This window comes from Paenibacillus sp. FSL P2-0322, from assembly GCF_037975315.1.
In the GTDB taxonomy this organism is placed as follows: Bacteria; Bacillota; Bacilli; order Paenibacillales; family Paenibacillaceae; genus Paenibacillus; species Paenibacillus polymyxa_B.
This window is the reverse complement of the sequence record NZ_CP150243.1, coordinates 1,154,824-1,179,620: the sequence shown is the minus strand read 5'-3', so window position 1 is coordinate 1,179,620 and position 24,797 is coordinate 1,154,824. Positions and strand designations below refer to the sequence as shown.

Here is a 24,797-nt window from a genome sequence, read left to right as displayed (position 1 = left end):
TGAAGGAAGAAACAGCCCGTGTGCTTCACGCGCAACAAAACTATGAATATATCAGCTCATACCACCAAATGGATTATTCCAGCATCATCCAATATTTCTTACATCATAAATCATACCGGACTAAAAATCAAACGTTACTTTTCTCTCACGAAACATTTCAAAGATCATTCATGTATACCTGAACTTCCAGCTTGATAGCGTTGCTCATACACGTCCTTGTTGACCATCCTCAGCCCAAACAATCTGCGGATACGCTGTCCCGGCTTGGCCTTGAAGGTCACCGTCGCTTGATCCTTACCCTCCAGATATGCAGCCGGAATAGCAGCATTAACGTTGTAAAACTTATCGGCCTCATCAAAGCCTTCACTAAAATTCTCAAGCGGATGACCGTTAATCAAAATATCAAAACCGCAGTTAGGCATTTCCAGTGTAGCTGTGTAGGTAATGACCAACAGCATCGGAGCAGACGGATCTGTATTCAGATCAAAAGAAAACCAGCCGTCAATTCCCGCATTCCGGTAAGGTCGGTTATTCACATATCCGGTGCGAGTCGAAGCATCTCCCTGGAAGTTATGATCTCGCTCCGGCTGCATTTCTCCGGGTTGGGCAAAATCAATCGTGCACTGCTCCAGAATCGCCAGCTTTTCGCGTGCCGCTGTATATTCCTGTTCCGCCTCCTGCCACGCTTCCTTGGTAAAAATGTCCCAGTATACGGAATACGTACGGTCATGCATTTTATACAGAGGAGATAATTCCACATCCCGGGGATGCCCTGCATTCAAGGTACGAAACGTATTGGTCTTGCCCTCCACGGGCTGAATCCAGGCATCCAGCTTTTCCGTTTGGGGGATGAATACTGGTGTGTACAGGAAATCCTTGGCTTTAGGATCTTCTAAGGGTCCAAGGTCGCCTGCCAGCACCAACGGTCCATACATGATAGCCGCCCGATCCGGGTTATCTGGCATCTGCTCCAGTCTCAGCGACATCGGAATCGTCACCTCTACAACGTCACCGTCAATCCACGTTCTGGCGATGGAGACAAAGCTGCCCGGTTCCGATACAATCGATTGTTCCTTGCCATTTACACGAATGGTAATTCCTTGTTTAGCCCAATATGGATAGCGGATGAGTAGCATAAATGAGGCAGGTTGATCGCATTGAATCTCCAGCGTCGTATGATCTGTATCTGGATAGGAAGTATTTTGTTTTAGCGTAACGCCTGTGTCCTTCCATTCCAGCGTGGAGGCAATGAACTGATTGACATATAGCTTATCGTGATCGTGAAAATAAATGCCGCTGCCGTAGCTCGCATGGTTTTCCATCCCTGTGCCGACACAGCACGTGAAATCATCAAATTTGCTTTCAAAATGCTTGTGCCCACCCATCGCCAGAGATAGAAAATACGTTACACCCCCGTGAACCGGGTCCTGCGAAGCCAAAATATGATTGAATAGACCTCGCTCATAAAAGTCCGCTTCCTTGGCGGAAACATTCCATTGAAATAGATGATTTGTCAGCTTGAGCATGTTATAGGTATTGCACGTCTCCGTCGTATGAGGCCCGATGCGATCATTCAAGCCATCTGGCGCGCCAAAATATTCTCCAAAGCTATTCCCGCCAATGACATACGAATGATGATCCACCACCCGCCCCCAAAAAAACTCCACCGTTGCCCGGCGTTTCGTATCATTGGTCAGCTCATATTCCTTGGCAAGCCCGATCAGCTTCGGAATCTGTGTATTGGCGTGAATGCCCTGCAAACAGTCTTCCTGCGAGCTAAGCGGGTCCAGCACCAGCTTGTGCCAGAAGCATTCAGCCAGCCACAAGTAGCGCTCTTCCCCGGTATCCGCATACAAATCGGCCAATACCTCATTCATGCCTCCATATTCGCAAAACATCATCTGCTGGAGCTGCTCATCGCTCATCGGCTTCATAATTCCTTCGAGCCAGTCCGCCAGCTTGCGCTCTACATCTAATGCCTTATCACACCCTGTCAAATGATGCGCATCCCGCAGGCCAGCGAATAACTTGTGCAGTGTATACAAGGGTGCCCAGGCACCGTTCAGGTCAAAGCCCTTCGAGCGAATATTTCCAGCAGACACCTCTTCAAAAAGTTCCTTCCCCCCTGGAATACCGGATACATATCCGTCACCATGCGCCGCCTGACAAACGGCTAGTTCATCCGTAATGTAATGAGCAATTTCTTTAAAACGCTCATCGCCCGTTGAAGCATACATCATGGAGCAAGCGGACAAGTAATGTCCCAGTGTATGACCGGAAATAGTCATCGCTTCCCAGCCTTCATACTGAGGCGCTTTGGGCGTAAGTCCGGCATATTCCCGAAAACGCGCCAGCAGGCGGTCTGGTTGAAGCTCCAACAGATAAGATCGGTTCAGCTCCATCGCCTGTTTGAAGGGACCTTCAGCCAATACCACCTCATTCAGTGCGAACGGCCTTGCTTTCATATGGGCTTTTGCTTTAAGAGTCACTTTCCGTTCCTCCTTTAAGGCGAATTTGGGATAAAAAAATGCATATCAAACACAATGAGCCGTTACGCGCCGCTGCCAGAGGTTTGCCCCCACTGCTGGTACAGCTGCGTTCTCGCCTCTGTAATGCCGGGATGAAACTGAATCAGCGCATGCTTGCGTGCAAAATGGACCTCACGGATCGCCTCCTGTACCCGCTGTTCCCCGCCTGCTCCGCCGAGTCCAGCGGCATGGAGCATGGAAGCGGCGGCTAATCGACCTTGGGCCATCGCGACCAGCCCGCTTTCGATGCCGGTAATATTGCCGGCAACGTACAGCCCTTTGAGCGAGGTTTCCATTCGCTCACCATGCAGTGGAACATGCCCGCCTAGCTCAGGGCTGTACACGAACTTGCACCCGGCTACCGCCGCCAGCTCAGCGAGCGGGTACAAGCCGCCGCTCAACGCCACGAAGTCGGCGGGTTCGACGCGCTCGCTGCCGGGAATAGGCGAGCCGTCCGGTTTAACGTGGATCAGGGTCACAGATTCGACCCGGTCCTGCCCGTTGACGGACAGCACTGCTGTCCGCAACCGGATCGGGATATCCCACAGACGGAAGCCTCTGTGGGGATAGCAGCACGCGATGAGTTTCTCCATCCGCATCGCAGCTGCGAGCCTGCCGCCTGCACGCATCCAGGCGGCAGGGGCCAGCCCCGACAGCTGAAGCAGCAGCTTCGCGGAGGCTGTCGGATCTGCCGCCGCACCAGCCAGCGGATTAGCGCACGGCAGTGTAATCGCCGCCACCTTCACCCCGGCGACAGACAGCTCGCGGGCAATCGCCATAGACAATACGTTCATGCCCACTATGATGCCTCGCTCTCCTGGCTTAACGTAATGAACGTTGGTCATCACCTGCGCGGCCCCGATGGACATCACGCCGGGCAGCGTCCAGCCATCCAGCGGAACGGGAATTTCAGCAGCTCCAGTCGCCAGCAATACGTAATCCGCAGTGAACAATCCACAGGAAGTGGAAATTTCCCACGTCGTTGTATATTCCATACCATGTACGGAAACGCCGCAGCGAATGTCCACCCCAAGTTCCCTGCAACGGGTAATCAGCTCATCCGAAACGTGTTTTCCAACCCACCAGCCTTGACTGCCTTCCTCATGATATTGCCCGGGCATACGTCCACCCGGCTCTGTAAACTCATCCAGTACCGTGACTGGCAATCCTTGCTCAGCAGCCGATACCGCTGCGGACAATCCAGCGGGACCTGCCCCAATGACGATGAGATGCGCCATTTCATTCATGTCACAATTCTCCCTGTGATTTCATTCGAAAGCTGCCGGCCAGTTTCCACCACCATACCTTCCTCCAGCTTGGTCAGGCAGGAACGGACGGTACCGAACGGATGGACCGTCAGGCGGCACTCGTTACAATGCCCAATGGCGCAGTATACACCTCTGGCCGTACCGGATTCCTCATGCCTTCTCAGCAGACGGACACCGCTGGCCAGCAGTGCTGCTGCCAATGGCTCTCCGGCCAATCCCTGCATAGGACGACCGTCAAAAATAAAAGATACCTGCCGCCGTTCCGGCTTTGGTCCCAAAATAGGGTGATTTACAATACGCATGCGGCTCATAAGGAACCTCCCTCTGCCAGCTGCCCGAACGTTACGGGACGTACGGGAGGCCTCTGTGACAACAGCTCCGCCTCCCGGCGGGCAGCAGGAACCTGATTGTAAAACCATGACTCCACCAATTGTCGGCATACCCTGCCCTGACATGCCCCCATCGTCACCCGCGTAGCCATTTTAAGCTGGCGCACGGTGTCCACGCCCATGCGGCAGGCCTGCTCCATCTGTGCGATACTCACTTCTTCACAGCGACATACGAGCAAATGACCTGATGCGCTCTCAACCGTCTCACTTCGTCCCGTCGCCCGCTTACTCATAGCTGATCGCGCAGGTTTTAATCGCTGAATAAAAATCCAGCGCCGCCTGGCCCTGTTCCCGGGTATGTGAACTGGATTGCTTCAGACCGCCGAACGGAGCCTGGTATTCGACACCAGCCGTCTCCTGATTAACCCGGACCATACCGGCGTTCGCCTCATCCAGAAACCGGTGAGCCAACCGCAAATCGCGGGTGAATAGAGAGGCACTTAATCCATAAATAGAATCATTGCACAGTCGAATCGCATCCTCGAAGTCGTCCGCCTGCATTACCCCCATCACAGGTCCAAAAATCTCCTCCTGAATCAATGGATGGGACGAATCAAGTCCAGTCGCCACCATCGGACGCACATAATATCCGTTATCCGTCCCGGCGGCGGCTCCACCTTCGGCTAAAATATCGGCTTCCCGGCGGGCGAGTGATACATAGGACATGACCTTCTCATACTGACCTGCCGATGCCACAGGTCCAAGATACGCACTGGGGTCCAGTGCAGGGGCGATCTGGATTTTTTCCACCGCTTGGCGTAAGGCTTCCGTGAACGTCTCATAGACAGACTGTTCCACAATCACCCGACTGGTGGCCGTGCATTTTTGCCCGGCTGAACGGAAAGATCCGCTAACAATCATCGCTACTGCTTGCGCCACATCCGCGTCCTTCAGCACCACAGCGGCATTTTTACCGCCCATCTCGGTCTGGTACTTGATATTACGGCGTGCGCACCGTCCCGCAATGCCCAAACCTGTAGCAGTAGAACCCGTGAAGCTGACCGCATCCAGTACCGGATGCTCCAGTAAGGCATCGCCAATACGGTTACCTTGCCCAATGACTAAGTTCAGCACGCCGGGCGGAAGCTGCACCGCCTCGAATAGCTCGGCGACCCGTACTGCAGTTAATGAAGCATGTTCGGCAGGCTTCCAGATGACCGTGTTTCCGCACAAGAGTGCAGGGGCGATTTTCCATAGCGGAATAGCTACCGGAAAATTCCACGGCGTAATGACTGCCGTTACACCCAGCGGAATGCGCTTCGTGTATTGGAGCACCCCCGGCTCATTCGAAGGAATGACTGTACCGATGGATCGTACGCCCTCTGCCGCGTAGTATCGGAGCAGATGGACACCTCGCATGACCTCTCCGCGCATCTCGGTAATCGGCTTGCCCATCTCACGGCTGGCCAGCTCAGCCAATTCAGGTAATGTTGCCTCTAGTAACCCGGCTGCTTTGAACAGATAAACTCCCCGTGCTGCGGGACTTAACGCGGCCCAACCCGCCTGAGCCAGCCGTGCCGCATCCCCGGCCTGTGTAATATCGCCCGTTTCTGAAAAATGGACGACTCCGACCTCCTCCTTCAAGGACGAAGGATTGTGAACCACCATTTCCTCGCCTGAAGGGTTCAGCCACTCACCGCCGATCCAATTTCGGCTCTCCATCGTCTTCACCTCCATTCAGGATGAAACTTCGCTTGGACGAACCGCCACCTCAAATGCTTCGCGAATACGGTCATAATCCGCCTGCGGCAGCGCAAGTCTGGGCGGACGTGTCGGACCGACCGGAAATCCAGCCAGCTCCATCATATATTTGATGGACTGTACCAATTGCGGGCTGGCATCATAGTGGAACAGCGGCAGCAGCCTGCGATACAACGCGGACGCTTCCGCCATGTTTCCCGCCTGCGCAAGTCGGAACAGCTCTACCCCTTCCTTGGGCAGCGCATTAGGTACCCCCGAAATCCAGCCTGTCGCGCCGAATAATGCCCCCTCCATCGCCAGATTATCTACTCCGACCATGACCTCCAGCTCTGTCTGATCCAAAATAGCGTGAATACGCCGTACATCACCCGAAAATTCCTTGACTGCTACGATATTTTCAATTCGCGACAAGTCCGCAAGAATATCTGGAGTCAAGTCAACCTTGTAATCATGGGGGTTGTTATACGCAATGATCGGCAAGCCCACCTCCGACAATGCTTCATAATGGGCCGTTACCTCGTGAGGCAGTGGATTGTAATTAATGGGCGGCAGTGCCATGACACCCGCAGCCCCGGCATCCTTCGCATGCTGAATCCAATGCACCGCCTGTTTGGTGGACGGAGCCGCCGAGCCGACAACAACCGGGACACGCCCTGCCGCAGCGTCAATTACGGTATGCACAACCTGCGACCGTTCCTCCGGGGACAAAGCCGCATATTCCCCCAGCGATCCCGTAGGAACCAGTCCACTAATGCCGCTTGCAATCAGATGCTCGCACAGCTCGGTCAGACGCTTATGGTCTACCTCCAGCTCTGCCGTGAACGGTGTAACTAAGGCCACATATACACCTTCAAAACGTGCCATATGCTTACCAACCCTTTCCCATCTTTATTTTCATATTCAGCATTCGGGATTGATATAAAATGCTCACACCAGCAAAAAACCTTCTTTAAGCGGGTCCTCGGGGTCCAACACAAATTGATGATGTCCCGTCACCCAAGCCGAGCCTGTAATTTGTGGAATGACTGCCGGATAAGGACCTATCTGCGTCTCGCCCACGATTTCAGCCCGAAACATGGAACCTGTGATACTTTCATGTACAAACGGCTCATTTAAGCCCAGTTTTCCCTTGGCGTGCAGCACCGCTACCTTGGCCGAGGTTCCTGTGCCACAAGGGGAACGATCGATACCTCCCGGTGGGATGACGACGACATTGCGGCAATCGGCCTGTGGAGCCACAGGCTCCCCGTAGAATTCAATATGCGTCAATCCTTGAATAACCGGATTTTCAGGATGTACTACCTCAACAACAGCATTCACTGCCTCCCGAATCTGCACTGCTGTTCGTACAATTTTTGCCCCATTGCTCTGCTCCAGTGCAAGACCGATGGAAGCCGCCTCTACAATGCCGTAAAAGTTGCCTCCATACGCAATATCCAGCGTGACTTGACCGATATCCTCTACCTGGACCTCAACCTCACGGCGGTACACAAAAGAAGGGATGTTCGTGAACGTTACTTGTCGCACCTTGCCCGCATCCACCTTCAGCCGCACATGAACCGGGCCTGCCGGAGTGTCCAGCAATATTGATTTTTTATCCGCAGCAATCAGCCCGCCTTCCATCAGCGCTGTACATACTCCAATCGTATCGTGACCGCACATCGGTAAATAGCCGCCAGTCTCTATAAAAACCACACCGATATCTGCATCTGGATGACAAGGTTCTGTTAAAATGCAGCCCGACATCACCTCATGCCCTCGCGGCTCGAACATCAGCAAACGGCGAAAATCATCATGATGTGCTGCCATATAAGTCATTTTTTCCAGCATCGTATGACCTACCAGCTTAGGCGCGCCGTGAATGACCGTCCGCGTCGGATTGCCTCCCGTATGGGTATCAATGGTAGTAATTCTGCCCGGTACACTCATCCGGTTACCTCCCCGTGAACCTCGTGGCTGGTAAAAGCCTCCCCAAATCGGTCATATCGCAGCGGCTCCACCGGAATACAAGTGGATTCACTGCGTACCATTTCGGTCACCAGCTTACCCGTAACCGCCGCAAGACTAATGCCATCCCCCTCATGACCAGAAGCGATATACAGCCCCGGTACTTCGTCCACTGCCGATACAATTGGCAAATGATCAGGTGTCCATGGACGCAAGCCGGTATACGCCCGCATCAGCGGTATATTGGCTAAAGCAGGGAAAAAGCGAATGGCTCTGCGGGCGATTAAGCGAATCACTTGCTGATCGACACCTGTGTCCATACCGACAAACTGACGGCTGCTGCCGATCAGAATATTTTGGGATGCGGTTGGCTCGAACACCAGCGCTACACCGTATTTTTCATAAAGCTCATCCACACTCCGCTGACCGCCAAACTTGCTCATCAGATAGCCAAACTCCATTACCTTGCGGTTCCCAATGGAAGGCATTCGGGCAGACACCAGTATATGCCCTTTGCGCGGCATGATCGGAAGGTCCAAACCGAGTGAATGACCGATGCTGCGTGTCCACACACCTGTCGCCAATACCACTGCACCGGCATGGATAACGCCATTGGGCGTCTCTACCCCGCGGACGTTCCCCCTTTCGTCCTGAAGGATGGACTGTATCGGCATGCGCGGTAATAACTTGGCCCCCATCCGACGCGCGGCCCTGGCCAGTGCATACGTCATCAACACCGGATTTACAGTGGAATCTGTCGCACACTCCAGCCCGCCCGGCAAATCTTTGGCTAAATGCGGCCATTCCTCTCGCAAATCCTGCTGATCCAGCATGCGAAATGGAAGTCCTTCCTGCTCTTGACGGGTTACCCACTGCTCAGCTGCTTGCATCTCCTGATCGTTTTCACAGACCAGAATACTGCCAGGCGCACGATACTCAAACTCATCCTCCAGTTCCCTAGCCAGCTCTGCCACCAGTTCCTGCGATACCAACGACATTCGACTGTCAAACCCGGGCTCTTTATCGATTGCCAATATATTTCCATCACAACGGGACGAAGTGCCTCCAGCAATCTCCCCTCGCTCAGCCAGTACGACTTTCATACCGGACTTAGCCGTATAATAAGCGATGGCTGTACCGATGATTCCGCCGCCTACAATGACCAGATCCGCGGCATCATATTTCATTCGCTTCCCTCCCTTCGACCGTTTTAATCTGTTTGTGAGGTATTCTTTACAGCTTGAGCGTAAAGCTTTGTTTCACAGGCTTGCTCAGCTCATCATAATCCCGTAACTGTACGGTGAACGTATACGTCTTGTTGCCTGCTCCGCTGCCTGCTGTTCCGCTAATCGTTCCTGTAAAGCGGTTCAGTGTGAACCCTTCGGGCAGTTGACCGCCTGTCACCGTCCAATCGTAAAACGGAACGCCTCCCTTGGCCTCCAGCTTGGCCGTGTACGCTTTGCCTTTGACGGGTGCTGGCAATTCCTTCGTCATGATTTCTGGCGCGAGGAAAGGAGTCAGGTCCTTACGCAGCGGCCAGCCTGCTTTTTCTGCTACCAGCAGCGAAAGCTTCGTGTTCATCCAACGCCGGGTCGGAAACAGATGGCGCCAGCCTCCATTTTGACCGCTCAATCGGTCGACTTCTGCAAGCTCTCCGGAGAGATGATAGCTGTCGTCCAGCGCGGCTGGTCTGTGCTGATAAGCCATAATATCCGGGTCATTGCCCGCCGCTTCCTTCAGCGCTTTGACACCCGGGAATGTGTCGCTGAACACAATGGCATGACCGAATTCATGCATGATCAGCCCATGCACATCCGTCACTTTGGACAGATCGGATTGATACCATTCTTCATCGTCCACGGATGTAAATGGAATCGCATCATCATAGAAATCCAGAATCAGACTATAGGAACGGTTCAGGTTCCCCGGGACGGTCACACCGTTACGTGTATGATAATTGCCGTTCGTGGCTGGAAAGCCCGTAGAATAAGGCCCGTTCAGCCCTCTCATAAACACCCACATGCCTTTGTAGGGTTTGTCATTTGTCACCTGTATTTCATTTTGCCAATCGTCTCCTGGCAGATGGTTTACCTCCGCGTTGGCAGGAACCTCATCGAACGGCGCCAGATCAAAGAAATAGAACCAGTCCTTCACCGCCAGCTCTGCGGCTTTTTTGGTAGCTGCATCATTGAAATAAGGCCTGATAGTATCGAAGCGGTAATCAAAATGGAGAGGGACTGTGGGCTCTTCATTATCGTCCTGATCCAACACGCGAATCGGAATGGACTGAGTAGTCGTGTGACCATCATTTCCGGCAACGGACATAGACAACGTATAGTTCTCTATTTCACCGTTTCCTCCAATCCGGTCAGGATGGATGGCTAACCGAAAATCTTTTTCCTCCTGTGCATTGGCAAAAGTTAGCGTTTTGCTTGCACCTTGCGCCGACAACGTACTTGGCAGATCCATCATCAGCCGGGACGTGCCCTGCGCATTTAACGTAACCGTTAACGGAAAAGCGGCATCCGCTGGCGGCTTCACTTTTAGCTTCACATACGGGTTCGCCAGATATCCTTGCCAATCAACCAAATCTATACCATAATCGTTCACCGTCCGACTAAAGATGTCGATGACTTTTACATCCGACTCTGCCTCGGCATAAGCCTGTTGACCCGGAATAGCTGGTGTCAAAGCCACAATGAGAGAAGCCGCCAGCGCAGTCATCCATATTTTGGTGTGCCTTTTATGCGTGTTCATTTGATCCCCTCCATCTCATTTTTGAATGACTTGCAAACTATGGACAGTTACCTATAACGCCACTGCGTTTTATAATAAAAGCAGTTCCTTAGGCGAAGAGGTCAGTACCTTGACACCGTCATCTGTGATCAGCACATCGTCCTCAATCCGAACCCCGCCGAAGCCTGGGATATAAATGCCCGGTTCCACGGTAATGACGTGACCCGGTACGAGCACCGACTTGCTTTCGCGGGACAGCCGTACCTGCTCGTGAATTTCCAGACCAAAACCGTGGCCCAGCCCGTGACCGAACTGCTCCCCATAGCCGTAAGAAGCAATCACATCCCGCCCCAGACTGTCTCCCTCCCGACCGCTTATGCCGGGACAAAGTCCTGCAATCGTCTTCATATTTGCTTCCAGCACAATGGCATACAATTTCTCATGTCGTTCTGAGGGCTGGCCTACGAATACGGTACGCGTGATATCGGATAGATAACCACGCACATTTGCGCCAAAATCCATTGTGACGAACTCGTTCTGACCAATTTCCTTGTCACTGGCCAGTCCGTGCGGCAGCGCCGAACGCTCACCTGAAGCGACAATGAACGCAAAACCACCCGATTCCGCGCCTCCGAGCCGAAGCTGGTATTCCAGCTCTGCCGCAATCCGCCGCTCTGTAACCCCAGGCTGAATACAATTCAGCACCTCCGTGAAGGCGGCATCGGTAATACGCGCAGCTTCGCTAATGGTGCGAATCTCTTCTTCGTCTTTCACATCGCGCAGCCGTTCAATGACATCCTCCGTTTGTACGTACTCCAACGAGCCCAGCGCGGCTTGTAGCCGTCCCGACTGTTGAAGTGAGACATGCCTGCTCTCCAAACCCAGTCTGTGGACACCCAATTTACTTGTGAGATCGGCCACGGTTTGGAAGATTTGCGCCTCATGCCGAATCACTGAATATTCCACTGCCTGATCTGTTGCCTGCATCATATAGCGGAAATCCGTCACTAAAAAAGCCTCTTCCTGCGTAACAAGTGCAATTCCAGCGGAGCCTGTAAATCCGGTCATATATCTTCGATTAGGCCCATGTGTAATAAGCAGTGCATCTATCCCTAGAGCCGGGAATTCCGAGCGTAACCGGGCCAGTCTGCCAGGAACACCCTGTAACGGTTTTGTCTTTTGACTCTCTTCCTCTTTCACTCGTACGCCTCCTTATTCCACATCTCTTTTCAGGGCATATGCCTTAGAACATACTCTCCACTTGCTTTTGAACACATATATGCTCTTCTCGCTGCCGCTTTCCCGTAAGTCCTGCACCCAATTCTCCGTCTCTTTTTCAAGCATACCAGCGCGTCTCAGCTTCCTTTTAGCCTTTTATCCCTGTCAATGTGATGCCTTCGATAAAATAGCGCTGTCCGATAAAAAATATCAGGACGATGGGAGCCAAAATTGTGCTGGAAGCCGCCATCAGGTAAGGCCAGTTGGTATTGTTCAATCCCCGAAAAGTCGCTAGCCCCAGCGCTAGCGTAAAATGCTTTTCGTCACTTAAGTAAATAATCGGGCCCAAAAAATCATTCCACACATCAATAAATGTAAATATTCCGATCACGATCAATGCAGGCGAAGATAAAGGAATAATGACGCGCCATAGTACAGTCAGAGGCGTACCTCCGTCCATATAAGCCGCTTCGTCCAAATCGCGTGGAATCGTCAGCATGAATTGTCGCATCAAAAAGATGTTAAACGCCCCTCCACCGAACCATGCAGGAACAATCAGCGGCAGAAATGTATTCAGACCGCCCAGCTCACGCCACATCACGAAAGTGGGAATTAGCGTCACCGCGTAAGGCAGCATCATCGACCCGATCAGCAGAGAAAAGATCAGATTACGTCCAGGCCAGCGCAGGCGGGCAAAGGTAAACGCCGATATAATTGAAGTCAGCATCACTCCTGCCAGCACACATACCTCAATGATGAACGTATTCATAAAATACCTGCCGAACGGTACCGAAGTCAGCGCTTCCGGGTAATTGCTCCATTGAAAAGGAGAGGGTATCCACTCTGGCGGGAACACGAAAATTTGGGATGTCCCCATCAGCGAGCTGCGAATGAGCCATGCAAATGGCAACAGCATTAAAACACTACCTATAATTAAAACGACATACAGTACAACACGGCTGATTGGGAATGGTTTGGAACGGGTGGCAGTAGCAGGACTTCGGGAGCGTTCAGGCTGTGGAAGCGGATGTTGTGGTGTTTCTGAAGGATTGACAGAAGAAGTGACCTGATTCATGAACGTTCCCCTCCTTCATAGTGGACCCACTTTTTGGATGTGGAGAAAATCAGAACCGTTAGGACCAAGATGACGAAAAATAAGATCCAGGCCAGCGCTGAGGCGTAGCCGATTTTAGTCTCCGTAAAGGCCGTACGCCACAAGTAGAACACATAGAACAGGGTTGAATTGTTAGGCCCTCCGTTGGTCATAACATACGCCTGATTGAATGCCTGAAAGGTGCTGATTAAAGACATGACCAGATTGAAGAAAATGGTTGGTGTCATCGAAGGAATGGTAATGTGAAAAAATTTGTGCCACCTATTGCCGCCGTCTACCTCAGCTGCCTCATACAGATGGGTGGGAACCGACTGAAGTCCCGCCAAAAAGATAATGACCGTGTTCCCGATCCCCCAGGTGCTCATCATGATTAGCGAGGGTATTGCAGTGTTCTCGTCATAAATCCATTTGCTCCCCGGCAGTCCAACACCCTCCAGCAGCGAATTTAACAGACCAAAATCCGGGTTGAACATCCATAGCCACAGCATCGTGTTGGCAATACTCGGTACAATGGTAGGTAAATAATAAATCGTACGGAACACCGACAAACCCTTCACCTTTTGATTTAATAACAGCGCAATGATAAAAGCTGCCGCCAAGCCTAGAGGTACGCTACCCAGTGCATAATATGTGGTCACGAACATGGATTGGGAAAAGGTAGCGTCCTCAGTCAAAATGGTTCGGTAATTGTCCAATCCAATAAAGGTCATCTTTCCACCAATCGTCCAATCGGTTAAGCTGAATACGAACGAGGCCGCGATCGGTCCAATTGTAAATATCATTAATCCGAGGATGGCAGGAAGCGCGAATAGCAGACCCCAGTTTCGCTCCATACGCATCATTCCTGATTTTGGTCGCTTCATGGGCCGTTCTCCTTTCGCAGCTGTCCCGCCGCATTATTCATCCGGGTATACTCCTTGAAGCAATGGCTGAATGATAGGTTCCAGTTCATCCAGTGCCTGCTTCGGCGTCTTCTTGTTCGTCCAAATCAGATCCAGCCCTGGGGTCAGCTTGGAACCGATATCAGGCCAGTTGCGAAGGGTCGAAGTTGACGGCTTGATCGCATAATCTCTGGCATACTCAATGCCAGCCTTTTGAAATTCCGGTGGATGTGCGGCATTATTTGTCCATGACTGGATGGCCTGCTCATCGGTATAATATTTTTCCTCGATAGGCATCCAAAGACCGGACTTGAACAGATCCACCTTTTCGGGATTGTTATGGTACAAATAAAATTCGAGCGCTTCCTTCGGGTGCTTGGTGCTCTGGAAAATGACCGTGGCTCCCGCAACAATCATCGTTTTGGGCTCTTTTAGCTTCGGCAGAACGCCGATACTCCATTGCAGCTGCTTGTTGTTCGAAAAATCGAGCAGGGACCATGTCCCGTCTACCACCATGGCGACCTTTCTTGTCTGAAGCCGAATCGTATTGGACGGCATGTCCTGCTGCTGGATCAAATCAGGAGAAACATGCTCCTTGAAAACCAGATCCTGCAACTTCTGAAAAACCTCCACCGACTCAGGACTGTTCAGGGTGTACTTCTTGCCCGTTTTGTCAGTCAAACCTCCACCGTTGCTCGCTAAAAGAGGCCCCCAGGAGCTGCGGTCATTGCCAAAGGCAAAGCCGTATTGCACAATATTTTTCGGATCAAATCCACTGTCTCCCGGATGCTTGCCGTTCTGATCCTTGGTCAGCTTTTTGGCAATTTCCAGAAATTCATCCCATGTCCACGCTTTTTGAGGATCAGCCGGAGGGACGGGTACCCCTGCTTCTGTAAACAACTCCTTGTTGTAAAATAACTGCATCACTTCCAATGCGGTGTAATTTCCGATAGACTTGCCGGGTTCGCTGTAGAGATAGGAGGATTTGAGCTTGTTTTTTAATTCGGGATATTCGTCATAATAAGAGGATAAATCCAGGAGTCTGCCTTCACTTGCCCATTTCATCGTGAGGGAATCGCCCAAGTAGGCGATATCAGGAAGCTGATTGGCAGCCATTAACGTGTTAATTTTCGTCGTGTAGTCACCAGGGACATGCTCGCCCTTCACCCGAATGTTCGGGTGGGATGTATTAAAGCTTTGAATCATTTTTTCCATCGCCTGCTTCTCGTCATTGCTTCCCCAGTACATGAACTTGAGTTCGACCGCATTGGGATTAGCCGGTTCGCCAGCGTTACCACTGCAAGCCGTCAGCCCTGTCAACATCGCCGTCATCACGAGAGCCATCCATGTCCGTAACCTTCGTTTCAGCAAATCAACCGGCCCCTTCCTGAACTGGTTTCTCCTTACAAGCCTATTATGCGCCGAGAGCCCAGAGCCGACCACCCAACGACTCCAGACTCTCTTTGTTTTGGTATGATTTTTTTAACAGCGCGTTTACAAAAATGTTTTACGAAACTCCGTCGGGGTCAGTCCGGTATGCTTTTTAAAGGCAATGCTAAAATAGTTGGTATCTGTGAATCCCACAACCTCCGCTACCTCCGCCACCTTGCGATTCGCGTCCAGCAGCAGTTCTCGGGCTCGCTCAAAGCGAACACGCGTCTGGTAGTCGGCGAAGCTTTCACCTGTAACTTGCTTGAAACGGGCACTCAAATATTTGGGGCTCATATTCATGTACTCTGCCAGACGGTTCAGCCCGCCATCCTCCTGAAGATGCTCGCGAATCCATTCCTTGGCCCGTTGGAATTTGCGTGGAATCCCCTTCTCACGTGATTCTCGGACATGACGACCCACCCGAACAAAATAGCGCGATACATAATCAATCATCTCGGGCCCATGCCGTAATCGGGACAGCTCCAACAACGGGTCCTGCTCCTGCATGGACGTTTGTCCTACAGATGCATCACTCTGAACGATCCGCATGACGAACAGCACGAGCTGAGTGACAATCATTTTCACCTGCTTGACGGGCAACCCTGCCAACTGTCCTGACCATTCCTGTAAAATCGCATGTACGGCAGCATCATTGCCGGCTCGAATTTCCGTAATCATTAGCAGTTCCTTCTCCAGTAATTGACTGCTGTTCGGCTCGGCCGCCTGAATACTCTCATAGGGGATGATCTGGCTATAGCCCACCCACCCCCGATGCTCTGCCGCTTGCACAGCTTCCTCATACGCTTCGGGAAGTTGCTCCATCCGTTGTACGGGACGGCTAATCCCGATGGACACGCCCTGGCTCAATCGTTCCTGCACGGCCTGCCGAATCTGCTGTGCCGTCCGTTCCGCCGCCCTGCAAGATGCCGTCGCCAGCAGCACAACACGCCGATCGCGGGAAACCGCCGCACCATGCGCCTTCGCCCCGGCTGCTGCCGCAGCCTCCCTAGCCAGTCCGGCGAATACATGGCTGCTTTTATGCATGGAACCGTGTGGCTTGCTAGTGGCGGTTGCCTCCTGCTGCGACGCCTCCTCCAGCTCGCAGCACAGCACGGTATAAGGAGGCCCACTCGTCTCGCCGAAAAATCCCAGCCCGTCCATCTCCCGAATGACCTCGGCTGCAGGACGCCGCTGCTGGAGCAAATCCAGCAGTAGATGCTCCCTGTACAATGGCTCCAATGAACGATGGCGGTGAATGGCTTCCTCCTCGCTTCTTCGCCATTGCGCAATGCGATCCTCTGCCCGGCTCAATGCCGCTTCGAAATCCTCGCTGGTCACCGGCTTGAGCAAATAATCGACCGCTTGAAGCGAAACTGCCTGACGAATATATGTCATAGATTCGTACCCTGTCAGGAATAATAACGGAGTCTGCTGATCCTTTTCCCGAATGATTTTTGCTACGTCCAGTCCACTCATATCCGGTAAATTAATATCCAGTAAAATCATGTCCGGTCGCTGCTCCGTATACAAACGTAATGCCGTCGCGCCGTCCTCCGCCACATCACTGACTTCCACTGACAGACCACTTTCCGCCACCATCAGCTTCAGTCCTTCCCGAATATGATATTCGTCGTCCACAATCAGCAGCCGGTACATGCCATCCTCCCCTTTCTTATTCGGTTCGAATGGGTGCCAGCAAAGTAACCGAGGTGTATTGACCCGGCTCGCTTGTCACGGACAGTCCATATTGCGGACCATAATGCCGAAGACGTTCATGCACATTGCGCAGCCCAAAGCCAATAGCACTCCCCCGTTCTGCATCCAGCGACTTCCGGATATCGTTCAGACGCTCGACTCCAATACCGCCCCCATCATCACTGACCGTCAAACGCAACATATCCCCTTCCCTTGTACCGGATAACATGATATAGCCACGGTCGGTGCGCCCTTTTAAGCCGTGGTAAATAGCATTTTCGACGAGCGGCTGGAGGATTAGTTTGGGTACATAAAATCCGCAAATATCCTCCTCGACCTCGCAAATCCACTCGAACGAATTCCTAAACCTGAACTGCTGCACCTTCACATAGGCGCTTACATGCTCGACTTCCTGTCCCAAACTAATTTGCTCTCGGCCATAACTTAGCGAAATACGAAAACATTTACCAAAGGCACCGATTACCTCTGCCATATCCCGTTGCCCATTCGCCAAGGCCATTCCCTTCAGGGATTCTAGCGTGTTGTACAAAAAATGTGGATTAATCTGCGCCTGAAGCGCGCGGAACTCAGCCTGCTTACGCGACAGCAACGCTTCGTAGACCTGACCGTACAGTTCATGATTTTTTTGCATCATATGAAGAAAACGCTCCCCAATCTGCCCTACCTCATCCTTAGGATTAAAAACAACGGAAGTAGGAGCTTCGAAAGCTTGGGCTGAGCCTGTAGCGCTCACACTCCCATCGACCGCCATTAATCGGCTTAATTGAAGCAGGGGGCGACGAATCGTGTCACTCAGCCGATAAGACAGCATCCAGCCCAGCATCAGTGCAATCAAAAAAGTCCAGATGGTCCAGGCACCAATTTTCCGCGCATCCTCGAACAGCACAGACTGATCGACTTTTTGCAGCAGCGTCCATTGTCCTTCATTTAACGGGCCGTAAGAGATCATCGTCTGGCGGCCGTTCCATGTTCTCCAGTCCTTCGTAAGCATAGGCCTATCCACAGCCGATTTGGCAATCTGCCGCAATAGCGCTTGATCCGCAACACCCTGCTCCGGCAATCGGTATACAGGCTCGCCCTCCTGATCCAGCACCCACATCTGGGTATTGCCATCTGTTTCATGAAAAGCAAGCCCCCGAAACAGACTGGCCTTGTCGATTTCCAGCAGCAAAAATCCGAGTGGTGCATAATCTCCAGTCGTTTTTCGAAGCAGCTTTCCCACATAGATGCGATCCTCCGCCATCCCGCGTCCGGATTCAAACGGCGAATGTGCCATCCACATCATGGGCCGTTCGGCGAGTAGGCGGCGATAGTACACACGTGCTTCCTGTAATGTAGGAAGACCGCCAAAACGGACCGAAACATTCCCCTGATAGAGAGAATGCTTAAGCCCGCCATTGGCGGCATATATGAGAGAGGACGTGATATACGGCTTGGTCTGGGTTTGCGTACGGACAACCATACTGAGTGTTTCATCGTTCCGTAAATATTCATAATCATCTTCCGGCTTGGTCTCCAGTGTGGACTGCACATCAGGATTGCTGAGAATGGCATTGGTTAGATCATTCAAATCGGAGAGCGTCGCATTGACGTAATTTTCACTCATTTGCCGGGACTGCATAGCCAGCGCTTCCGATTTCTCACCTAGGGAATGGGCCGCGATCCGGTAAAAGGTAAAGGTCAGTACCACCATCGGAATGACGGTGAGTACCAGCGTCAGTACAATGAATTTCCCACGGATTGTAGGAATCCCGGCGAACTTTTGACGACCACGGCCTCCCATTCATCTGCCTCCCTTACACATAGGCTGGGAGCCATGTCCCGTGGGCTGCAATTAGGTCATCACACAGAGAAACGATATCATCCATGGACAGCTCTGCGGACGTGTGCGGGTCCAACATAGCAGCATGATAAATGTGCTCCTTTTTCCCGGTGATTGCAGCTTCAATCGTTAACAGCTGGGTATTAATATTCGTCCGGTTCAGCGCAGCGCATTGGGGTGGCAAATCCCCGACAAAGGTTGGCGTAACCCCGTTACGATTCACCAGACAAGGTACCTCCACACAGGCTTCCTTCGGCAGATTGGTAATTAAGCCTGTGTTCATCACATTGCCGCCAATGGCAAAAGGCTGATTCGTTTCGATCGCCTCAAATATATAAGAGGCATACTCGTTTGACCGTTCATGACGCAGATCCTGATTACCCAAAAGCTCTTCACGCATCGTTTCCCATCGTGCAATCTGGCTCACACAGCGACGCGGGTATTCATCCAAAGGAATATTGAAGCGCTCGATCAGCTCAGGGTATGCCCGTTTGATAAAATACGGATGATACTCCGCATTATGCTCGGACGATTCCGTAATGTAATAGCCGAATTTTAGCATCATTTCAAAGCGCACCATATCATGATGCTTTTCCTGCTGCTTAGCGGCGGCTCGTTTTTTAATCTCAGGATACAAATCCACACCGTCCTTGCTCACTTCGAGCAGCCACGCCATATGATTAATGCCTGCGATTTTTGCCTTTACACCTTCCTGCTCCAGCCCGAGGCTTTTAAACAGTTCCGGTATACACGCCTGCACGCTATGACACAGCCCTACCGTACGGACACCGCCATAAACGTTCATCACATTCGTTAGCACTGCCATCGGATTCGTGTAGTTGAGAAACCATGCATCTGGGCAAACCTCGCGTACATCTGCCGCAAAATCGAGCATCACCGGAATCGTACGTAAATTGCGGAAAATACCGCCAATGCCGACCGTATCGGCAATCGTTTGGCGCAGGCCATATTTTTTAGGAATTTCAAAATCCGTAATTGTACACGGATCATAGCCGCCTACTTGGATGGCGTTTACCACATAGGTCGCCCCACGCAGTGCTTCCTTGCGGTCAGTGTAGGAGCGAATCACACAGGTGCTCCCTGTTGTTTTTTTCAAATTGGATAAAATATTTTCCGAATCTTTCAGCCTTACGGGGTCAATATCGAACAACGCCAACTCAAAGCCCTGCAAAGCAGGCGTCAACATACAATCGCCAAGCACATTTTTAGCAAATACCGTACTGCCTGCACCCAGAAATGTAATCTTGCTCATACTTTTTCCCCCATTCACATTTTTGTTCGCAGCTTTGCACTCCAAATGCAAGGATACCCACCGCCACTCTCCCCTTTACAGGAGGAAAGTGACGATGGGAAAGGTTACTCATAACTATGCGTTGTTGCCTCCCATTCAGGATACCCCCGCTGATTTAACGGAGCTAACAGGCCGAAGCGGTAAGGCAGATGTTACCGAGGGTGTCGTAGTTGGCGGGGTTACTGAATTCTCCGGACTAACCGGTGTTACCGATGAATCCGCAGCCCCAGCCTCAATCACAGTTACCTTCGCAATTGCCTTTAACTCTGTCCCTTCTACTTTACCCTTCAACTCAAACGAACCTGGAGCAGCATATTGTGCAGGGTCTATATCCTCCCATTCCACAGCCACCCATTTGGTGGAGCCTTCTCCATACGTAGCTTCCACGACGCTTGGCAGTTCGGGTTTTTCACCCGCACGAGTCGTCACGTTTACTTCTTTTAAAGCCGTGATTTTCTCAGTTGCCGCCAGATTCTGTGCTGTACCAGAGGCCAGTCCTGCCACCTCGGTTGCATTCAAAGCACGGCTGTAGATACGGAATTCATCCACCAGACCATTGAAGTACGGATCAGGGTACTGAGATTTGCCGATGAAATTATTTTTGGTCTGACCCAGACTGGTAGGATTCAAGGTCAGGTTGGTATTGCGTCCCACTTCTTTACCATCCACGTACAAAATACCTGTGGAACCCGAAAGCGTGACCGCAACATGCTTCCATACGCCTGTCGGCAGTACAGGGCCTTCAATCGTCTGCTCCTGTCCCTGCCCGTTGCCTTGGTTGGTAATAGCAAACAGCATGGTGTTTCCTGCTTTAGGCGTCAGGAACATATATTCATTCGTCCCGGAGCCGAAGTCAAAAATCCGCACATAATCGCTCAGGCTGTTCGCTTTGACCCAGCCGGATACGGTCAATTGCTGTGTCCGACTGACAATACCCGCCGGAAGCTGCACATAGCTGTCCTTGCCGTTCAGGCTGACAGCATTGCCTGTTTTACCCGCAGCCCATGCAGCCGTTCCCTTCACGGCAGCATCATTGCCACTGTCCGATGAATCCGCAACTATAGAACCGCTTGTTTCATCAAACTTGTAAACTGCAAGCTGTTCAAGTAACGGAGCCGCCGCTTCAGCTACCACCGTTACTTTAGCCTCAGCTGACAACTGAGAATCGCTGGCTGTCAGCTTGAACACATACGTTCCTGGCTCGGAAACGTCCACCTTCGTGCGCAGCGATGTTTTGTTACTGAATGTGACCTTCGCGTCCTGTGGTCCTTCGACCAGACTCCACTCGCTCGTCACCTTACCTTGTGGAAGTCCATCATCCGTAGCCGTGCCTTTCAGAATGATCTGATCCGGCAGCTTTACCTTCGAATCTTTGCCAGCATCCACGATAGGTGCTTTGTTCGGATCAGGTGTGGTCGGTGTCAGCTCTACCGTATAGGAGGATGCTGTACCAATCTCCAATTTAAGTTTGTTGGTGGTCGCATACGCATTAAACTTTCCTTGCGATTGACCGCCCACTTTAACCAAATACGTTCCTTTCTTCAAACCGTCAAATGTAACGTACGTGGAATGGGCTTGGCCCGGCGTTTGATTTTTCAGTTGGAACCATACATAATCCTTGGATGTTGCCAACTTGGCTTCTGTATATTGGTCCTTTTCCAGCTCGATATACAGCTTTTCCGTGATCAGATTGACCCGCTTGAACAGGCCGTCCAGTGGCTTGATCGTATACACGTTGCCGCTTTTGCTCACCTCTGCACCGTAGCCCGTCAATCCAAAAATAGGATCAATCGCGATATCAGCACTTAATGTTTTGAGCGCACCGAACAATCCGAGATCAGCCTCACCGCTCATGCCGCGCCAGCCGTTAAAGAGCGGAACATTTTTACCGCCGCCAGTGCCGTTCGTGCCGTTATTGCCTTTTTCCGCTTGATACGTCCATGCGACCGCCCCGATGTTTTCAGGGTCGGAGCTGATTTGCCCGGAGTTAATCGCTCCAACATTGGCAATTTTAGCTGCATAGGACAACCGCTGTTGTTCCTCACGGTGATTGTCCTCATGATGGCGAATCCAGTCATCCATCGCATATCCGGCAAGCGAAGTCGTGTACTGGAAGTTAAACCAGTTCTCCCCGGTAATCGTCACCGGATCGGTGTAGTAGTACCATACGGGCATATGACCGCGTGCCGCACGGGTTTTGGCATTAATTTTACTCATCATTTCCAGGGCTTTACTTTGCTCGCCCTCTGTATCTATATTCTGCTTGGCTAACGTATATACAGCCTCTTCCCCTGTATTGTCATAGCTATATTCAGAACCGTAAGGATACTTTGTATTTTTAAAATTGTTATATTTACGCTCCATTTTTTCCTTGAGATCATTCGCTTCATCATCATAGCCTTCATCATGAAGTGCCTGAATAATATCCGGTGTGGTCAGTTCGCCCATCAAACCTGTTTCCCAGTTGTACGCGACTGGCCCTTCATACAATGCTTTGAAAATGTTATACGCCCGCAGCAAATAGGTTTCCTTTGGATGCTTGTAAGTGACAAGGTCCGGGTATTCCTTGGCAATCTTGTACATGCTGAAATACGTGTTGTATACGTGCGGATACGCATACCCTCGATAGGTCGGTGTATCGTTAGGTTCTGGCATCAAGAAATCATGAATTAAATAATCCTCATGATGTCCGTTCATCAGATTTGTCCAGATCGCCGTCTCCAAATAATCGTCTACTGCCCGCACCTCTTTGGCGACTGGAGACAGTGTGTTTTTCTCAGCCAGGAACTGTCCGTGGGTCAGACCCCAATCGTCTCCCCAGCCCCAATAGCCGTTGAAAATGTTGCGTTTGGATTTGGTATGCATCATCCAATCATCAAATACCTTGTCGCGCAGATCACCCGGTACATTCCATTGGGTTTTGTCGACCATAAATGTAGCATGCCGTTGCAACGCCTGATCAATCGGCTCGATGGCATAGAACTGTAACACCGTTTTGTTGCCGTTTCCGTATTCTACCGTTATGAAGTTCGGACCCAGCTTAGTAAATTTCAGTTCATAAATGTAATGTCCTCCGGCCTTGCTATCTGTCTGCGGAATAACGGTTCCGTCTGGATAGGTTACTTTGCTGATCGCCTGCTTGGAGCGCAGGTCCACCTTCGCTTTTTGATTCGTAGGCACGATCATGCCGGGTACGACTGTTGTATCCACCAAGTTTTCTTGGTACAACGTATCTTTTACATCATGCTCGTCCTTCACCGCCAGAAACTTGAAGCCATAGTTTTTGCTTTGACCAGGATTCAGGATCAGGCTTGTATTGGGCAAGTACCCCCGATTCGTGGACTTGATGACATTGGAATGAATATAAAATACATTGAGGCCTTCCAGCCATTTACCTTCGTTGGCTGGATTCCAGGCCCATTTGCTGCCCGGATGCTCCTCATCCCGCCAGTGATCCTGATATTCAAAACCCGCACCTGTTGTGGAATCAGGAATCAGCAGCAGGGAAGAACCAATGCCGCTGGGACGCCCAGCTGTAATATAGGAGCTGTTATTGCCGACAAAGGAATGCGTCACCACTCTAGTTTCGTAGATCGCATCACCGTTGGTCCACTGCTCATTAAAAGGCAGAGGCAAACCGAAATCGCCAATCTCCAATTTTTTTCCACTTGTATTCTGCACCTGTATATTCCACAGCACCGAACCATTCGACTCTGCCGAATACGTTTCAATGACTTTAAAATTGCGTATGCCTTCTGCGTTAGTAGAATTCTCGTACGTGACAGTGACACGGTTACCACTGGTTGTGATCTTACGTGCGTCTGCCGACTTGTTCGTCCATGCCTTCGTCCAGCTGCCTCCATCCAAGCGGTACGTGAACATCAGCTCCCCTAGCCACTGATGATCTGCGGTGTTCTGCTCAGGTGTAACCGTTGCGTTCATCACGTACTCTGTCGGGAAAGCATCTCCCTTGATACGTATGGATGAAATTTCACCGTGCTCACCTGTCTGAATCGTCAGCTTGTCATTGGATAGTTCATGGGCCTCTGCCGTATGCGTCCCAAACAACACAGACGCTGTGGTTAAAAACAAAAATGCCGCCAATATTCCCTTAAATTTCATCAACACGGCCTCCTTTTGGATCTCGGGGTCCTGATTTGCTTGCCAATTACCTGAAGTCTCTTCATTTCGCCGCACCCCCCTTGGAAATGTAAGCGTTACAACTCTATTGTACAAATCCTTGTCCATTGGTAAAATCAACATTTTCAACCGATTTATATAGGATTTCAACCTAATAGAGGGATACTGTTAGATCGGCAATCAACCAAGCTACGACAGATTTATCTGAATTAAGATTACTGATGATGGAGAGAAAGAAATTTAGATAGGGAGCAAGGAGGCATTTTTAGATATATCGGGGTGTGATCAGATTATACAAACGGACACTATAAAATCGAGAATTTATTTTGAGCTGCTGTAGTGGGGAATCGATACGTTGGGTTTTCAGATGCGAGGGTATTTATTAAGATAGTTTCGCTCCTAAGGTAGAATTTGGAGTCTGCGTATGTAAAGAATTTTGGGGATAGGGTATGGGGAAAAATCTGCTGAAAGCATTTATAAACTGGGCTGATTCCAATGGTATGCTTTGTATTGGTCAACCCCCATTTTATAGAGCTAACAAATCATATCTATCCCATAGCAATAGCAAGAGGCATGTAAACCGTACAAATATAA

17 protein-coding genes are annotated in these 24,797 nt (G+C 51.1%); all 17 read right to left on the bottom strand.

Annotated elements, in window-relative coordinates:
- Positions 1 to 164: 164 nt before the first annotated feature.
- The 17 genes from MKY24_RS05370 to MKY24_RS05290 all read right to left on the bottom strand — a co-directional run bounded on the left by MKY24_RS05370 (position 165) and on the right by MKY24_RS05290 (position 24,185).
- On the bottom strand, positions 165 to 2,465 hold the full coding sequence (locus MKY24_RS05370; protein ID WP_339202272.1) for a beta-L-arabinofuranosidase domain-containing protein: 2,301 nt from the start codon (positions 2,463 to 2,465) through the stop codon (positions 165 to 167).
- A gap of 86 nt (positions 2,466 to 2,551) precedes the next feature.
- Entirely contained in the window at positions 2,552 to 3,775 is a 1,224-nt protein-coding gene (locus MKY24_RS05365; RefSeq protein WP_254347658.1) for an FAD-dependent oxidoreductase, read from the bottom strand.
- Positions 3,772 to 4,107 carry a (2Fe-2S)-binding protein gene (locus MKY24_RS05360; protein WP_023987257.1) on the bottom strand — a complete coding sequence of 112 codons (336 nt, stop codon included), beginning with the start codon at positions 4,105 to 4,107 and terminating at the stop codon, positions 3,772 to 3,774. Before MKY24_RS05360 ends, MKY24_RS05365 begins: the two co-directional genes overlap by 4 nt.
- Positions 4,104 to 4,418, bottom strand: coding sequence for a (2Fe-2S)-binding protein (locus tag MKY24_RS05355; protein ID WP_068938458.1), 315 nt, complete (start codon positions 4,416 to 4,418; stop codon positions 4,104 to 4,106). The genes MKY24_RS05360 and MKY24_RS05355 overlap by 4 nt, the downstream gene beginning before the upstream one ends.
- Entirely contained in the window at positions 4,411 to 5,847 is a 1,437-nt protein-coding gene (locus MKY24_RS05350; RefSeq protein ID WP_339201536.1) for an aldehyde dehydrogenase family protein, read from the bottom strand. The genes MKY24_RS05355 and MKY24_RS05350 overlap by 8 nt, the downstream gene beginning before the upstream one ends.
- Positions 5,848 to 5,862: 15 nt before the next feature.
- Positions 5,863 to 6,750, bottom strand: coding sequence for a dihydrodipicolinate synthase family protein (locus MKY24_RS05345; RefSeq protein WP_028543234.1), 888 nt, complete (start codon positions 6,748 to 6,750; stop codon positions 5,863 to 5,865).
- A 63-nt stretch (positions 6,751 to 6,813) separates the two neighbouring features.
- Positions 6,814 to 7,815: a proline racemase family protein gene (locus MKY24_RS05340; protein WP_071559122.1), complete on the bottom strand. Its 1,002-nt coding sequence runs from the start codon at positions 7,813 to 7,815 to the stop codon at positions 6,814 to 6,816.
- The gene (locus MKY24_RS05335; RefSeq protein WP_023987252.1) at positions 7,812 to 9,020 is read right to left on the bottom strand and encodes an FAD-dependent oxidoreductase; all 1,209 of its coding nucleotides are present in this window, start codon (positions 9,018 to 9,020) and stop codon (positions 7,812 to 7,814) included. The genes MKY24_RS05340 and MKY24_RS05335 overlap by 4 nt, the downstream gene beginning before the upstream one ends.
- A 46-nt stretch (positions 9,021 to 9,066) precedes the next feature.
- Complete coding sequence (locus MKY24_RS05330; RefSeq protein WP_339201535.1) at positions 9,067 to 10,590, bottom strand: Ig domain-containing protein; 1,524 nt, start codon at positions 10,588 to 10,590, stop codon at positions 9,067 to 9,069.
- Between the two features lie 69 nt (positions 10,591 to 10,659).
- Positions 10,660 to 11,715, bottom strand: a complete 1,056-nt coding sequence (locus MKY24_RS05325) for a Xaa-Pro peptidase family protein (RefSeq protein WP_338533689.1) — start codon at positions 11,713 to 11,715, stop codon at positions 10,660 to 10,662.
- Positions 11,716 to 11,935: 220 nt separating this feature from the next.
- Entirely contained in the window at positions 11,936 to 12,862 is a 927-nt protein-coding gene (locus MKY24_RS05320; RefSeq protein WP_339201533.1) for a carbohydrate ABC transporter permease, read from the bottom strand.
- Positions 12,859 to 13,764: a sugar ABC transporter permease gene (locus MKY24_RS05315; protein ID WP_339201531.1), complete on the bottom strand. Its 906-nt coding sequence runs from the start codon at positions 13,762 to 13,764 to the stop codon at positions 12,859 to 12,861. Before MKY24_RS05315 ends, MKY24_RS05320 begins: the two co-directional genes overlap by 4 nt.
- Positions 13,765 to 13,797: 33 nt before the next feature.
- On the bottom strand, positions 13,798 to 15,153 hold the full coding sequence (locus MKY24_RS05310) for a sugar ABC transporter substrate-binding protein (RefSeq protein WP_339201530.1): 1,356 nt from the start codon (positions 15,151 to 15,153) through the stop codon (positions 13,798 to 13,800).
- A gap of 123 nt (positions 15,154 to 15,276) precedes the next feature.
- Positions 15,277 to 16,869: a response regulator gene (locus MKY24_RS05305; protein ID WP_339201528.1), complete on the bottom strand. Its 1,593-nt coding sequence runs from the start codon at positions 16,867 to 16,869 to the stop codon at positions 15,277 to 15,279.
- A 16-nt stretch (positions 16,870 to 16,885) separates the two neighbouring features.
- Complete coding sequence (locus MKY24_RS05300; RefSeq protein ID WP_339201526.1) at positions 16,886 to 18,712, bottom strand: sensor histidine kinase; 1,827 nt, start codon at positions 18,710 to 18,712, stop codon at positions 16,886 to 16,888.
- Positions 18,713 to 18,725: 13 nt separating this feature from the next.
- Positions 18,726 to 20,024: an alpha-glucosidase/alpha-galactosidase gene (locus MKY24_RS05295; RefSeq protein WP_069079686.1), complete on the bottom strand. Its 1,299-nt coding sequence runs from the start codon at positions 20,022 to 20,024 to the stop codon at positions 18,726 to 18,728.
- A 135-nt stretch (positions 20,025 to 20,159) separates the two neighbouring features.
- Positions 20,160 to 24,185: a DUF5695 domain-containing protein gene (locus MKY24_RS05290; RefSeq protein WP_339201524.1), complete on the bottom strand. Its 4,026-nt coding sequence runs from the start codon at positions 24,183 to 24,185 to the stop codon at positions 20,160 to 20,162.
- Between the last annotated feature and the right edge of the window lie 612 nt (positions 24,186 to 24,797).

Bases quoted from the DNA above. Each gene is read 5' to 3' on its own strand.
- MKY24_RS05370 (WP_339202272.1), bottom strand. From the start codon at position 2,465: ATGAAAGCAAGGCCGTTCGCACTGAATGAGGTGGTATTGGCTGAAGGT.
- MKY24_RS05365 (WP_254347658.1), bottom strand. From the start codon at position 3,775: ATGAATGAAATGGCGCATCTCATCGTCATTGGGGCAGGTCCCGCTGGA.
- MKY24_RS05360 (WP_023987257.1), bottom strand. From the start codon at position 4,107: ATGAGCCGCATGCGTATTGTAAATCACCCTATTTTGGGACCAAAGCCG.
- MKY24_RS05355 (WP_068938458.1), bottom strand. From the start codon at position 4,418: ATGAGTAAGCGGGCGACGGGACGAAGTGAGACGGTTGAGAGCGCATCA.
- MKY24_RS05350 (WP_339201536.1), bottom strand. From the start codon at position 5,847: ATGGAGAGCCGAAATTGGATCGGCGGTGAGTGGCTGAACCCTTCAGGC.
- MKY24_RS05345 (WP_028543234.1), bottom strand. From the start codon at position 6,750: ATGGCACGTTTTGAAGGTGTATATGTGGCCTTAGTTACACCGTTCACG.
- MKY24_RS05340 (WP_071559122.1), bottom strand. From the start codon at position 7,815: ATGAGTGTACCGGGCAGAATTACTACCATTGATACCCATACGGGAGGC.
- MKY24_RS05335 (WP_023987252.1), bottom strand. From the start codon at position 9,020: ATGAAATATGATGCCGCGGATCTGGTCATTGTAGGCGGCGGAATCATC.
- MKY24_RS05330 (WP_339201535.1), bottom strand. From the start codon at position 10,590: ATGAACACGCATAAAAGGCACACCAAAATATGGATGACTGCGCTGGCG.
- MKY24_RS05320 (WP_339201533.1), bottom strand. From the start codon at position 12,862: ATGAATCAGGTCACTTCTTCTGTCAATCCTTCAGAAACACCACAACAT.
- MKY24_RS05315 (WP_339201531.1), bottom strand. From the start codon at position 13,764: ATGAAGCGACCAAAATCAGGAATGATGCGTATGGAGCGAAACTGGGGT.
- MKY24_RS05305 (WP_339201528.1), bottom strand. From the start codon at position 16,869: ATGTACCGGCTGCTGATTGTGGACGACGAATATCATATTCGGGAAGGA.
- MKY24_RS05300 (WP_339201526.1), bottom strand. From the start codon at position 18,712: ATGGGAGGCCGTGGTCGTCAAAAGTTCGCCGGGATTCCTACAATCCGT.
- MKY24_RS05295 (WP_069079686.1), bottom strand. From the start codon at position 20,024: ATGAGCAAGATTACATTTCTGGGTGCAGGCAGTACGGTATTTGCTAAA.
- MKY24_RS05290 (WP_339201524.1), bottom strand. From the start codon at position 24,185: ATGAAATTTAAGGGAATATTGGCGGCATTTTTGTTTTTAACCACAGCG.